9 protein-coding genes are annotated in these 14,470 nt (G+C 49.9%); 1 reads left to right on the top strand and 8 read right to left on the bottom strand.

The features are described from left to right. Window positions 1-92 precede the first annotated feature (92 nt). The 7 genes from GON22_RS02150 to GON22_RS02120 form a co-directional block, all read right to left on the bottom strand. Window positions 93-2,090, bottom strand: coding sequence for a glycoside hydrolase family 2 TIM barrel-domain containing protein (locus GON22_RS02150; RefSeq protein WP_160394483.1), 1,998 nt, complete (start codon window positions 2,088-2,090; stop codon window positions 93-95). Between the two features lie 118 nt (window positions 2,091-2,208). After that, on the bottom strand, window positions 2,209-3,813 hold the full coding sequence (locus GON22_RS02145) for an extracellular solute-binding protein (protein ID WP_160394482.1): 1,605 nt from the start codon (window positions 3,811-3,813) through the stop codon (window positions 2,209-2,211). Between the two features lie 61 nt (window positions 3,814-3,874). Continuing rightward, window positions 3,875-4,762: a carbohydrate ABC transporter permease gene (locus tag GON22_RS02140; protein WP_160394481.1), complete on the bottom strand. Its 888-nt coding sequence runs from the start codon at window positions 4,760-4,762 to the stop codon at window positions 3,875-3,877. A 9-nt stretch (window positions 4,763-4,771) separates the two neighbouring features. Then, window positions 4,772-5,686: an ABC transporter permease subunit gene (locus GON22_RS02135; protein WP_160394480.1), complete on the bottom strand. Its 915-nt coding sequence runs from the start codon at window positions 5,684-5,686 to the stop codon at window positions 4,772-4,774. Beyond that, complete coding sequence (locus GON22_RS02130; protein ID WP_160394585.1) at window positions 5,683-6,702, bottom strand: LacI family DNA-binding transcriptional regulator; 1,020 nt, start codon at window positions 6,700-6,702, stop codon at window positions 5,683-5,685. The genes GON22_RS02135 and GON22_RS02130 overlap by 4 nt, the downstream gene beginning before the upstream one ends. Window positions 6,703-7,444: 742 nt before the next feature. Then, entirely contained in the window at window positions 7,445-7,870 is a 426-nt protein-coding gene (locus GON22_RS02125) for a hypothetical protein (protein WP_160394479.1), read from the bottom strand. 51 nt (window positions 7,871-7,921) lie between these two features. Next, a complete protein-coding gene (locus tag GON22_RS02120) occupies window positions 7,922-8,959 on the bottom strand; it encodes an ROK family protein (protein WP_160394478.1) in 1,038 nt (345 codons plus the stop codon). Between the two features lie 173 nt (window positions 8,960-9,132). Between GON22_RS02120 and GON22_RS02115 the strand changes: the two genes are divergently transcribed. After that, window positions 9,133-9,741 (top strand): hypothetical protein, encoded by a 609-nt coding sequence (locus tag GON22_RS02115; RefSeq protein ID WP_160394477.1) that lies wholly within the window; start codon window positions 9,133-9,135, stop codon window positions 9,739-9,741. A gap of 567 nt (window positions 9,742-10,308) precedes the next feature. Here GON22_RS02115 and GON22_RS02110 read toward each other — a convergent pair. Next, window positions 10,309-14,430, bottom strand: a complete 4,122-nt coding sequence (locus GON22_RS02110; RefSeq protein ID WP_160394476.1) for a discoidin domain-containing protein — start codon at window positions 14,428-14,430, stop codon at window positions 10,309-10,311. Window positions 14,431-14,470 lie beyond the last annotated feature (40 nt).

Below are 14,470 nucleotides of genomic sequence, written 5' to 3'. Positions count from 1 at the left end.
TGCATGCCAAGGATGGCTTACCGAAGGAAAAGCGCTAGCCAAGCCACCTATCCCCGATAATCCCATTTTTTGAACATAACGTTCGGTATTGCTTACTCTTTTGCAAAATGGCTAATGGTCTCGCCTTTTCCTGACAGCTTCCCATAATCATACGTGAGCTGGTCCGCTAACGGTTTGCCGTGCTTGCGGTCCATGTGATAGAGGCCGAAGGTGTCAATCCAATTGTTGTGATTCACGTACCAGTCGTACATGATCCAAAAATCGATGCCCGCCACAGATCCGCCTTCCACCAGCTGCCCATTCTCATCATGGGTCGCTTGCTCCATCAGCGCCTTAAGCGTGGTCTCATAGATGTGAATTTGCATGTCAGCATCTACATCCCGCTCGCCCGTCCAATGCCCGAACTCCGTGTTGAGTATCGGCTTATCCGGGAATGCACGATGGGCGTTTTGCACAAAATCGCGTGTCCCTTCATATGGCGTACCACCATGGAAAATGCCAAAGTACATCGTCCAGCCCGCGACATCGAGCGGCTCCATCGAAGCATCTTCGGGACCTGGCTGGTCGGCCGCAGCACTCTGCGTAATGAGCCTGCCGTCGTTGTACGTGGTACGCAAATCCTGCACGAGCCGGCGATTATATTCAAGCCGCAACGCCACTTCCTTCGACTCGTTCTGGGTGCTCCACATGATAACCGATGGCCGGTTGTACTGGGAAAACACCATCTCGCGCCACATCTGGTCTGCGAACTTCCGCTGCTCCTGTGCAACGTAGTGCTCCTTCTCAAGCTGCCACAGCGGGATTTCGCTCATCGCCGCGAAGCCAAGCCTATCCAAAAGCAAGTACGTATACACATGGTTCGGGTAATGGCCCGTCCTTACCATATTGGCGTTAATCGTCAGAATTTGCTCAAGATCAGCTCGAATGCGATCCCAATCCGCTGTCCTACCGGTTTCCGGCCATTCCTCATGGCGCGCAATGCCCGCTAGAAATACAGGTTCTTCATTGAGCAAAATGCGCGTTTTGTCCGTCCCGACCGTACGAATGCCGAATTGGGTGGACAGCCGGTCTGCCGCCTGCGATGAAACCGATGCAGCGTCAGGTTTAATCGCCCATTCGCCTACGTATAAGTTCGGTTTGCCAAGCGCCCAGAGCTTTGGATTGCGAACCTCCACTTCAAATTGAAGCACGCGCGTCTCTCCGGCTTTGGCCTGGAATGGCAGCCTTAGCGTCCCGTCCGTTTGCGCCTGAATCCCTTTGATGCTAGAAGCAACCGGTGACGTGAGGAACCCTTCACATGCTTGGTCAGCCTCAAAAATCGCCCCTTCAATCGTTCCCTGGAAATCGTCCTTCCCTAGATTGCTTGCAACAACCCGAATGCTCAGCTTCCCTGCTGTATCTATAGGCACGATATCCGCTCGAACGAGATGGACAGTGTTCACAAGCTCGAGGTACAAATCTTGTATAATGCCCGTGTAGTTGAAGAAATCTGTTCCTGCTACAGCAGGGATTACCTCAACCCGGCTGCCCCACGGCGGGTTATCAATTCGAATCCGAATATCGTTAGTCCCTTGCTTCAAATACGGGGAGACGTCGAATGCAAACGGTGTGAAACCGCCTTCATGAAAGCCGATCCATTGCCCATTGATCCAGATGTCGCAAATATAGCTGATGCCAAGCGATTTCAACATATAAGCAATGCCCTTATCGAGCTTGCCGAGCTCGAACGTCCGTTGGTACCATACGCCGTTCTCATAGGTCTCGGCTGCATTCGCCGCAGCCTCGCCTGTCATCCGGTTTTCCGGCAGCGGAACATGATGCAGCTCCCATTGCACTTCTTCCGAACCCGTTAAATGAATCCCTTCATTCTGCTGCAATTGCTCCAGCCAGCCCGCATTCCGCGGCGCCATCGAGAAGCCGTGATCCGCATCGAATCGCTTCTTATTCCAGCAGCCGTGCAGCGCAATAACCGGCCGTTCTTGTGGATCGAAAGTCGGTACCGGAATGCCATTCTGAAACGGAATTTCGACACCGTCTACTGTTTGGAAAGCCAATGTCGTCTGTAAGTATGTTCTAGTTGTATTCGTCAAGCCAGTTCCTCCTCCAAACCAAACCCTATCGGTCATTCAAAAACAGCCGGTGAAGATGATTGATCACATGCTCTCTCATCCCCACCGGCTGTTCTCATCTGGTCTATCTATCTATTCGTTATTGGATGCCTTTTTCGTCAAAATACTTGTAAGCTTCCGTCTTCGCGTAGTCAACGAGCGAGTCAATGCCCGCTTTCGTCAGCTGGTCACGATACGTTTTGAGCGACTTTTCCACATCGTCCGTGAAGCCCATCATGAGCGGTTTGCCGTATTGCTCGAACACTTGGTTGACAGCCGCTTGCTGCGATTTCACCGTATCATACGTCAAGATGATTGGTGCATAGATGTTCGGCTTGCTCGTCGCTTTGAACTCTTCCAACAGCTTGTCGAATTCTGGCCATCCCGATGCTTGCTTCTCGCGAACCATCGTATCTACGCGCCAGCCCCATGATGCAAGGTCATATTTCTTCCAGTCTTTGCCTACTGTCATGCCTGCTGGAGGCGTAACAAGCGACTTGCCATCTGCATCAATCGAATAGTGCGTGCCTTCGATGCCGTACGTCATCAGATCGAAGTACTTCGGATCGTTGCGCAGCTTGTCAAGCACCATGAGCGAACGCTCTGGGTTCGGCGAAGACTTCGGAATTGCCATTGCATTGTTAACCGACAGCGTCGGCATTGCATAACCGTTGAAGCGGTTGAACGGGAAGTAGCCTGTCGTGATATCTGGGTTCGTCGTTTTGAGGCCCATGATGTAACCGCCAGCGGCTGGTGCATTACGCAGGTATGCAGCACCGTTATCCGTTTTGATCGTGTCGCCCGGCTCCTTCTGCGAAGATAGCGAGTCGGAATTCCAGAACCCTTTGTCCGCCCACGTTTTCATGCGCTTTACATAAGCTTCGAACTCTGCCGTGAACGGATATGCAACGATGTCGCGCGGTGTTGCATATTTGGATACGATGAGGTTCCCCTCGCCGCCTCCGCCGATTGTCTCAAAACCATTCGAGAACTTGAACAGCGCGTTCACTTCGTTGAAAGCTTTGCCGTTAATTGGCGTTACGCCTGGCTTGCCTTTTTTCACGCCATCGAAGTAAGCTTCGAGCGAATCCATATCTTTAATCTCTGGAAGATTCAGCTCTTTTCTCCAGTCTTCACGATAAACGAGGCCGTCCGGCGTGTACTCTGGGTACGTGGATGGCACAGCAAAGATTGCGCCATTTGCTGCTTTGTCAGATTTAACTGTAGCTTCTTCCCAATCTTGCTTCGATACTTTGCTCCATGTTTCTGGCGCATACACCGGCAGCAAATCGTTCAGCGGCAGGAATGCATCGCGTTTTGCGAATTTGTAGTAATCTGCCCACGAAGAAGCAAAGATCATATCCACTTTCTCGCCCGTCGACAGAATGAGGTTATATTTAGTCTGCCATTCTGCCCACGTCGTGAAATTCAGCTTGATTTTCGTATTCAAATCTTTCTCTAACAGCTTATTCCACTCATCCACGACCTTCTGTGTATCTTTATGTGGTTCGCCGACGAGATACCAGACGAGCTCGACCTTCTTGGACGTATCTGGCGTTTTTGCGCCTTCCTCGTTCGTTGCTGTCTTTGCTGGATCGTTAGCCGTTGTCGATCCCGCGTTATCGTTGCCTCCACAAGCTGCCAGCATCGTCGAAAGCATGATAACCGCAGGGATTGCTGAGTATTTCCGGAGCTTTCTTTTCATTGATGAGACCCTCCTTATCATTATGAAAAAAGACATCTATGTCAGCCAGCGTAAGCCGGTACTAACCTTTGACTGCGCCAATCGTAAGGCCTTTGACAAAATAGCGTTGAACGAACGGGTACAAGAATACGATCGGTCCCGTTACGATTACTGCAGCAGCCATCTTCAGCGTCTCTGCTGGCGGCTTCATGCCTGATGAAGCATCGAATGGCATGTTCGTTTTCAGCACCGCGGCACTGGAAAGAATTTTGTACAACAGGAATTGGAGCGGGTACTTGCCCTCAGTCGTGATGAACATGTTGGCGAGGAACCATTCATTCCAATAGGACAGTGCCAGGAACAAGCCGATTGTCGCAAGGCCTGGCGTAGACAGCGGCAAAATCAATCGCATGAAGATCGTGAAATCGCCTGCACCGTCGATCTTCGCCGATTCGGAGATCGAATCAGGAAGCGATGACATGAATCCCTTCATCAGCATGATGTTGAAGGCGGAAATCATGAACGGCATAAGCAGCGCAAGGTAGTTGTCCTTCCAATCGAGATATTTCACGATCAGAATGTACCAAGGAATTAACCCTCCGCTGAACAACATCGTGAAGTAAATGTAGAAAGAGAAGCCATTGCGGTATTTGAAATCCTTGCGCGACAGCACATATCCTGCCATCGACATGATGAACAACCCGAGTAATGTTCCAACGAACGTAAGTACGATCGTTACCTGATAGGCATTAATAATTTGCGATGGATTGCTGAACAGCGAACGATACGCATCCAGCGAGAATTGTTCCGGCCATAGTTTGAACCCTTCCGCAATGATCTCCATCTCCGAGGTGAACGACCCCGTGATGATGACCCAGAACGGGAGGAGGCAAGCGATGGTCAGGATCGAAACGATGACATAACCCATGACGTTGAAAAAGATGGTCGATTTTTCGGTTTTTATCTTCATGACTGCCTCCTAGAAGAGCGCATTTTCTGCACGCGTCTTGCGAATGATGTAGTTCACCGTCAATACGAGCACCAAGCCGAAGAACGATTGATACAAGCCGGCTGCCGTACCCATGCCTACGTCGAAGTTGACTGCAAGCGCACGGTACACGTACGTATCGATAACGTCTGTTGCGTTGAAGAGCATGCCGTTATTGCCAATGATTTGGTAGAACAGATCGAATTGTCCGCGCAGAATGCCGCCAAGGCTGAGCAGCAAGAGCATAATAAACGTCGGCATAAGCAGCGGAATCGTAATGAACCGAATGCGATGGAAAATGTTCGCGCCATCAATTTTTGCTGCTTCATGGTACTCATCGCTGATGCTCATAATGGCTGCAAGATAGATGATCATGCCATATCCGAGGCCCTTCCATGTGCTAAAGAAGATGATGATGTATTTCCATGGTGCCGTATGCAGGTAGAAATCGTAGGACGGGAAGCCTAGCGACACCAGCAGCGTATTGATTGCACCGTTCTCTGAGCTGAACAAGTTGAACACGAATGCGCCGACCAGAACGAACGAGATGAAGAATGGCAGGAACATGATCGACTGCGTTAGTTTTTTAAACCATTTGCCCGGCAATTCGCTCAGGAATATGGCACATAAGATTTGCAGGAAATTACCGATAAAGATAAACGCTAAGTTGTAGAGCACCGTGTTTTTGGTGATGTTCCACAGCGCGCCGGAGTTGATTAGAAAATCGAAGTTTTTCCAGCCGACGAACTCATTGCTGAACAAGCCGACGTTCGGATCATAGCTCGTAAACGCATAGTACACGCCAACCATCGGCATGTAGGCAAAGATGGCGAAAAATACGAGAGCCGGACTGATCATGAGAAAGAGCGTTTTGTTTTTTACCAGTTCTCGAACTAAACTTTTCACGTTGACACACTCCCTGTTCGATCAATTGAAATGCTAGAGGACTCCCTGAGGATGAGCTTGGAGTCGACTTTAAATACGCGCTGATCAATGTAATCGTTATCATTCATTTGATCAATAAGCTTCTCTACGAGCAATGCACCCATCGCATACTTGGGCTGCTCGACGGTGGAAAGCTTCGGCGTAATATACTTGGCTACTCGGTTGTTATCAACGCCGATCACGGTTAGCTGCTCGGGAATCATAATGCCAAGCTCCCGGCATGCCCGATAGACGCCCAGTGCCATCTCATCGTTAGCTGCGAAGATCGCCGTAATGCCGATGCTCTTAGCCCATAAGCGATGGAACGCGTCATATCCGCCATTCTCGTTGAATTGCCCATTCTCGATTAGCGCCGGATCGTACGTTAGCTGAGCAGTAGTTAACGCTTTCATATATCCTTCAAGCCGCTCGTGGCTATCCGTCGAATCCGCGTAGCCGCTTAGAAAAGCGATACGGCTATGCCCTTTTTCCAACAGATGCGCGATAACCTCTTGCGAGATTTTGACATTGTCCGTATAGGCACATGGTACGTTTGGATGATCAATATGCCGCCCAATTACGCCTACCGTATAGCCTCTGTCCACAAACGCTTCGATCTCCTCATTCGATATGATTGGTGCAACGAACACCATGGCATCTACCGTTCGATCCAGCGCGAGCGACATCATTTCCACTTCCTTCTCCCGCTCGTTTTGCGTATCGCAAATGACGATTCGGTACTTGCGCGAGTTCGCCATATTTTCAATGCCTTTGACGATCTCTGCAAAGTAGGAGGAGTGAATATCCGAAACGACGACGGCGATCGTCCTCGTTTTCTGGGAGCGCAAGCTTTTGGCGGAGGCATTCGGGATATAATTCATCTCCTCAATCGCCTTTAACACCTTTTGCTTCGTCTTGGCACTCACGCGGCTGCTGTCGTTAAGAACGCGAGAGACGGTAGCTGTCGATACGTTAGCCCGCTGGGCAACGTCGACCATTCTGTTGTCCTGCACTCACACCACTTTCTCTCCTAAGATTTAATCAAATCATAGCATTGAATGAAATCGATTTCAATATGTTTTACACAAAAATATTTATAAATTCTGTCGTGTGATTTTTACGAACTATATGTCGAATCGTCGAAAAGTGGCATAGCTATAAGGAAAATCAACCTTTTCAGCGAGTTTCCTCCTACATATGCTGGAGGTGTCTTTTGGAGTATTGACATCTCAGAAAATGAAATCGATATCTTTTAAGCGCTTTCTTAATGCCTGGATGGGGGGACATCGGGAAAGCTTTGTTTAAAGACGGGGTGTTCTAACGGACTGAGGAGCCTTTATTTGGCCCATTTAGTCCCCTCGACGCTTCAAAACAGCAAGATAACGGCCATACGGTCCGTTACGTTTGCAATTCGCTCGTATGGAGAGAAATAACGGCTCCGGGGTCCGTTAGAAATTCGACATATGCCCTGCTCGCCATCTCGCAGTATCCAGTGCATCCGCCATTAAAGTGGATATGGCGTACTGAAGCGGCATAATCGAAGCTTGGTACTGCAAACCGCGTGTACAAAGTGAGCAAGGGCAACATTGTCGGGTCGAAAAAAATAAAAAGAAATGGCGAGCCAGGGCTACCTGTGATGCCGCCATTTCTATATCTTTATATCTACTGCGTCAAATGTACTGGCTATCAGGCAAGTGGCCTGCTTTCATCTCGCTGTTGCTTGCAAGACAGCCTCATATTTTAAAGGCCGCTGCATTGATTCATATCGTTCGTTGACCATTCTAATATGACATTGCTGCCGATTTCCCCGCCGATAATATGCAGATTATGGCTGTGGTCGAACACGACATAAATCCAATCCCGCTGTTGCACATCTGCTACGATCATTTGCCGCGCTGGGATGACGTATGCTTTAGCCAACAGAATTGGGCCCGAGCGATGTTGATTTTCTGTGTGATTCGTATAGCAAGCCTGCATATAATGCTCCACTTGACGGACAAGCTCCTCATTTCTCGATGCTTCCAATAACCGATTACGATCGGCCACATAATGCAGCGGCGCATTCTCTAGTTCACGCTGCTGTAAGCTGGCGTTCTCAGCAAGTTGGAACAACTCTACCTCTTCCTTCGCATCAAACCATTTCATTTCCTTACTCCGAATAGACATTCATGCCAACCTCCCCTGCAGTCCCAGCCTAGCCAGATCGCTGTTGCTCAGCTACTCCACACCGATGCCTAACATGCTATTAATTGTTGTTTGACGAAGTCCGTGCCCATAATCCTGCTCCCAATTGCTTACGACAAGATCTGGAATATTTTCTTCCACCACATACTTCGCGCTGCTTTCCCTAATCGACTCGAGTACCAAATCAGGTATTTCTTTGCCTGAGAAAATAAGCCGGTGCGGGTTAATAATCGACGTGAATGTCGCAACTACACGGCCAATCGCATCTCGTTGTATGCGCTTTGCGTCTTCCGAATGCGAAAGGGTTGTTTCATTCATGACCTGAATAAACTTCTTCTCGTCATAAAGCGGCAAAGTTGCAATTTCACCTGCAAAAAACGTGCTCCCTCGCACGACTTCGCCATTCATTAGAATCGCCGCGCCGATACCGACTGGCCCTAAGTAGATATAGACAAGCGATAAGCTTTTATCAAAGCCCAACCGATCAAAGTAGCCGAAGACGGAAGCATTCACGTCGTTCACCGCTTCAACGCGAAGAGCAAACCGTTCCTCATAATAGGTTTTGAACTCAAAGTTTTTGAATGCATGGAACGAAGGAATGTACACGGCTCGCCCCTCGTTAACCGCACCGGCGATTCCGAAAGTTATCGTGCTTAGATTCGAATACCGATTCACGTATTGTGTGAGCTGCTCAGTCAATTGCTCCGGCCCTTGTGCCATCACGCTTGGCTGGCTCTCTTGTGCAATAACGTCGCCTACATAATTTAATAGCGTATAGGTCGTACATTCGCGGTCTAGACGAACGATTAAGCCTGATCGATATGCCGGATTAATCTGATATTCCTTCGGCCTTCTGCCTCCGCTTGATGCACCTAATCCGCTCAAAATAACTTCGCCTTGATCGTTCATATCATCCAAAGTTTTGCTAATCGTCGGAAAGCTAACGCCTGTTACTTGCGCGATTTCTGCTGTAGTCGATACGCCCTTTGCATGAAGCGCTACACGAATTTGGCGGCGAATGAACTCTCCCATCGTTTTGGGCGTTACAGAACGTGTATCAATAAGGCTCACCACCAGACTTATTAAAGTCGTTTAATATGTGTATAGAATACCATAGCAGCTTACGAGCGTTCAAGGCGGAAAATGAACGATTGAGGTGGGTTTTATATAGATTCTAAATTGGATACTTTTCTCAAATGGGATACAATTAAGCTTCAGACTAAAATTAGGGAGGGTTTCTTTTCATGGCATGGACAGAGTTCAAACCAATTCCGAACGAATACAATGACGCGTTTAAATCCATTGACGAACAAATCTTGCGGCTTTTAACCGAACGAATGAAGTTGGCAAACGGCCGCCGATATTACCCGCCGACAGAGCAGCTCGAAGCTTGGACAGGTATATTAAATATGACAGTACCACAAATGCATAGCGTTCTGCTCCATCTTCTCCCTAACAGCCACTGCTATTTTCCAGAACCACCAGATGAACTAGTGAACGTAGCGCCGCTCTTGAAAAAAACAGTCGTCGATGGCATCGAATATCATATGACCCACGCCATGCATTACCGGAACGGCAGCGAAATTGCAATTGAGATCCGCCTGCTCGATGATCGTGAGCATGTTGATCGGATGCATCCCCAGATCCATTTGGAAGTAACGGGCAAAGAGCAATATATCGCACGCAGAGACCGTGTAGGAGGTGGCGGAAGCCACACGCATATGACATTTTTCGTCACGCCCAGCATTGCAGAACCAATTGAAGGCGTGCAATTCCGGCTCATTCCGGTTGCGCCACTCGTTGATAAGCCGCGTGTAGAAGTCATTTTGGACAAAGAGGTTAGGTTTGAGTAATAGGCAGCCCCATCTGGTTTCGCCGGACAGTAACGGATAGTGCCATGCAAAATGCTTGGTACGGCGCTCAGCGTGCAACGTGCATGGGATATACATTCGGTGCGGCGCTCAGCTGTGCAACGTTCCTCATTGCATTCCGTACAATGGCACTTACCAAGTTCTCCCCCGATTGCGCCGCCATTGTAAAACGTACAATCATTTTCGATCACAACTGCTCGATTTGCGGCTAATATGTCCGTTTGGACAACTCCCATTGTATGTTTTGCAATGAAACCTTGCTTTAGTCCATCATTCAACCTTTCTCATTGTAGAAAATGCAATAGCGCAATATCGTGTACAGTACAGTTCAGTTTGCATCGGCGGCGAAGCTGCATGTGCACCGGCAAAATGATGCAACGGCGCGCAGTACAGTTGCGCATCCATACACAGTATGGTTTGCATCAGCACTCCGTAAAGTTCACATAGGCAAACTAGCTCTCACCCTAAAAAAAACGACCCCGATGCCGGAATAGCCGGCAGCCGAGGTCGTTGTTTCGTCGTTTATGAAGTTAAAGCGGGGATTGTAGACTAGCTGCCGTAAACGGCGAAGTTATAGAGCGAGTAGCCCCATTGTGTGCCGCGTTCCGTACAGTAGACGCGGACGTAACGGCCAGTGCCGTTCACCGTGAGGTTGTCGTTACCGCCATCGCCAGTTGTCGTGCTGTAGATGTCGGTGAAGTCCGTACCGTTGTTGGATACTTGGATTTTATACGATTTGCCGTATGCAGTCTCCCAGTCGAGTTGAACACGGGAAATCGTACGTTGTTGGCCAAGATCGACCGTAATCCATTCCGGAGTTGCGCTTGTAGCCGAAGCCCAACGCGTGTTCATGTCAGCGTCAACCGCTGCGCCCGGCGTGAACGCCGCTTCTACAGAGGAAGACGTCGCATTTTTTCCGAGCGATAACAACGTTTCCGTTTGTGGAGGCGTTGTCGTGCCATCGTTGTAAGCTTCAACTTCATACAGTGAGTAGCCGTAGATCGTACCGCGCTCCGACATGTTTACACGGAGGTAGCGGCCCGAGCCGTTAATTGCAATTTCATCCGTGCCACCGTCGCCAGTTGTCGTGCTGAACGCATCAGTCCAAGCCGAGCCGTCGTTAGACAGCTGGATTTTGTACGACTTGCCATAGGCAACTTCCCATAGCAGCTTAACTTTCGTTAATTGCTGAACGCTGCCAAGGTCAACTGTCAACCATTGTGCGTTAACGTTTTGCTCAGAAGACCAACGCGTGCCTGCATCGCCGTCCGTTGCATTGTTGCCAATGAAAGCATCTTGCGTCGACGATACCGTTACGACTTTGTTCTTAGCCAAGTTTGTGCCTGGTTGAGGCTGCGTGCCGCCACCGCCATTGTTGCCGCCGTTGTTGCCGCCGCTGTTCGTGCCATCCCACGGCGTCCATTGGTCGGACGTGTTCGTGTTCGCCATTGGGTTAACTTGTACGAGCGATTTTGGACCAACGACTGCTGTGCCTGTCGTGCCTGCCGCGTTTTTGAACGTTACAGTTACAGGGTTAGACGATGGGTTCCATACTTGTGCGAGATAAGCATTGTTTTTCTTATAAACCGTAGCACTGCTGTAACCAGTTGCCCAAACGTCGCGCGTACGCTCGCCGAGCGATGCCATGCCGTTAACGAACCAGTACGTATTGAAAATTTCGTTGCGCTGCATGTTCGTCGTGTTCCAACCGCTCAGAACCGCATTTGGATCACTCAGAGCACGAATCGGCCATACGATATGCTGCCAATCCGTTCCTGGCGTGCCGCCATTATCAGCAACGAAGCCATTGTAAAGCGCTGCTGCTTTGTTTTTGTTCAGGCCATAGCTTGTCAAATATTCTGCAGTTGGCAGCCAGTGGATGCCGTAAACGTGTACTGGCAAGCCGCTGAAGAATGTACCGAAGAAGTTGGACGAGCCGTAAACTTGGCCAACCGACTTATGCGTCCATTCTGGCAGCCAGTTGTCGCCGTCATAGTTAAACCAGTATTGCTCAACTGCGTTAAGCTCAGTCGTGAAGCCATAGATTGCTGCATTGCGGAAGTTCGTGTCGCCCGTCAGCATGCTCCACATGTATTGGCCAACCCAGCCAAACAGCGATTCGCCAGCTGCTTCTTGGTTGTTGCCGCTATCGTTGTCCGCATAACCGCCAGCCCATGAATGGCCCTCGTACGGATCAAAGTTACGGAACTGTGGATACAGCGGGTCGTTCTTCGATGGATTCGCATAGTCACGAATCAGCTGCTCAACCATGCCGCCGTATTCTGTGCGCCACTGGTTATCGAACGTTGCCAAAATTGCGGATGCGAATACATAGTAACCATACGTGAAGTGATGGTCCGTAATGCCGTAGTTCGCGCCGAAGCCGCTGTTTTTGTAATACATCGTGCCCCAGTCATTGTTATAGTACATGAAGTACTCTGGCTCGCCTTCTGTGTACGTATACCAGTCAGTCAGAACCGTTTTGATACGGGACAGGAACTTGTTGCGAAGCGTGATATCGCCAATTTCATTCGCTTCGAGTGCGCCCATTGCGAGCGGATGAAGCGTTTTGCCTTGCCAGTAAGCATCGCCGTTCATGATGTTGTTCGCTGTTTCTTGGTCAAGTACCGCCAAGTAGTCTTCCATTTGCTGGCGAGCGTATTGCGCGTTGCCTGGCTCAGTAAATGTTGGAACCATGCCGTAGAACTTGTCTACCGTCGTGAAGGAGTTGCCTTCCTTCAGCTTAAGCGTACCGCGAACCGACGGATATGTGCGGGCCGTCAATGCATTATTCGTTTTCTTCCATTGGTGCGGATACAGGGCGAGCATCGATTGATCCGAGAAGCCCGTACGTTTCAACTGTGTCGTAACGCCTAGCGTCGTCGTTACATCGGAAGTTCCTTCATTATACGAATACGTTGCAGTGGAACCCGTTACGAATGCATATGCGTGCTGGTAGAACAGATCCAAGTCCGTCGCTGCAGGCATTGCTGCTACCGACATGTAGTTGCTGTTGCTGCCCAGTTGGATTTTGATCTTAGCGCCGACTTTCTTAAACACCGTTCCCGGAGGAGCAAAGATGCCATAATAACGGTTCGTCGCTACTGGATTCGGGCGTCCGTCTGTATTCAAGGCACGCACAGTAATGCGGTCGCCTGTATACGTTGCGCCATCCGTTGCCAGAATTGCAGCGCCGTTAGGGTCCGTGATGCCTGCTACGAGTGAAGAATAAAGCTCAACCGAATTGCGGTCGCTGAATTCCGTGAACACGTAAGGCGAGCCTTTCGTGAACGTTACTTTCATTTTGTCTTCAGCCGTATCACTCAACACCGTATTGACGGAGAAATCGCCGTAACCGGTTACACGATTTTTCATCGTCGACGTGTTGATGTTGCTTGCCATAAGGTAGATGTCAGGATTGCCGTCAGCGTTAACTGCTCCGCCGTCTGCAGTAATCCAGCCAGCACCTGGGTTCAAAAGGCCAAGGCCTTGCTTGAAGAACTTCGATTTGAGCGGCAGCGTGATGATCGAGTCGCCAAGCGGCTTGATCAGCAGCGATTGCCACCAGTCATTGGACGGGATCGGCGTATTAACAGCTGCCGACTTGTTAGCCGGATAGTTCGCTTGTGGGAACGTCAAATCGTTCGTCAAGTAGCTGCCTGAACCAACATTTACTTTCGCTGGCGTTGGAAGGGCTGGGATTGTGTACACTGGCTGCGGCTGTCCTGCAACATAGTCGTACACTTCGAAATCGAACAGGCTATAGCCGAAGCTCGTGCCTCTGCCGATGCCTTTCATGCGCACATAACGTCCCGATGCGTACACCGGAATGTCCTGTTTGCCGCCGGAGCCGTGAATCTCGCGATATACAGTCGTCCAGTCCGTTGCATTATTGGAAACCTGAAGATCGAACACGCGGCCATACGATTCCCAGTTCAATACGATACGGCCGATTGACCGCGTATTGCCCAAATCGACGTAAATCCACTCGTTGTCCGTTGCATTGGAGCCCCAACGCGTCGACGAATTGCCATCTACTGCATTCTCCTTCAGCGTTGCGCCTGGAGGCAGGTAGCCGGATTGCTCAAAAGAGGAAACGGTTACAGGCTTGTTCAGCGCAACGTTCGGCCCATATTGAACCGGCGGTTGGTTCACGCCACCCGTGCCGTAAACTTCGAATTCAAAGATCGAAATGCCATACGCAGCTAAAGAACGAGCCGTACCGAGCACACGTACGAAGCGGCCCGTACCTGTGACGTTGAAATCATCGATGCCGCCGTCACTATTCGTTGTGGTATAAATATCAGTCCAAGTTGCTTCATCGTTGGACGTTTGGATTTTGTAGCCGGTCGCATAAGCGCCTTCCCATTGAATTTTGACACGGTCGATGTTAGCGTTCGCGCCCAAATCAATGTACATCCATTGCCCATCAGAACCCCATGCGCTGGACCAGCGTGAACCTGTGTTGCCGTCCACCGCTAGGCTAGCGGCATTGTTGCCTTCGACAGATGAAGCATAAGCTGTGCGGTTTTGCGAGAGCAGGTAAGAGCCTGCCGCTGCATCTGCGCGCTGCTGAACTGGCAACGTAACTAGCGTTCCCAGCATTGCCGCAACGAGCGTATAAGTGCCCAATCGCTTCGCGGCTTTCGTTACAAACTTTCCGGTTTGCATTATGATCCTCCTTCAATTTTGCGCGAATATGAGGCCAGCA

Source organism: Paenibacillus sp. MMS18-CY102 (assembly GCF_009789195.1).
Lineage (GTDB): Bacteria > Bacillota > Bacilli > Paenibacillales > Paenibacillaceae > Paenibacillus_T.
This window is presented reverse-complemented; position numbering and strand designations above follow the sequence as displayed.

Coding starts and splice junctions, on each gene's coding strand:
- GON22_RS02130 (WP_160394585.1), bottom strand. CDS start 6,702: ATGGTCGACGTTGCCCAGCGGGCTAACGTATCGACAGCTACCGTCTCT.
- GON22_RS02125 (WP_160394479.1), bottom strand. CDS start 7,870: ATGTCTATTCGGAGTAAGGAAATGAAATGGTTTGATGCGAAGGAAGAG.
- GON22_RS02115 (WP_160394477.1), top strand. CDS start 9,133: ATGGCATGGACAGAGTTCAAACCAATTCCGAACGAATACAATGACGCG.
- GON22_RS02145 (WP_160394482.1), bottom strand. CDS start 3,813: ATGAAAAGAAAGCTCCGGAAATACTCAGCAATCCCTGCGGTTATCATG.
- GON22_RS02140 (WP_160394481.1), bottom strand. CDS start 4,762: ATGAAGATAAAAACCGAAAAATCGACCATCTTTTTCAACGTCATGGGT.
- GON22_RS02110 (WP_160394476.1), bottom strand. CDS start 14,430: ATGCAAACCGGAAAGTTTGTAACGAAAGCCGCGAAGCGATTGGGCACT.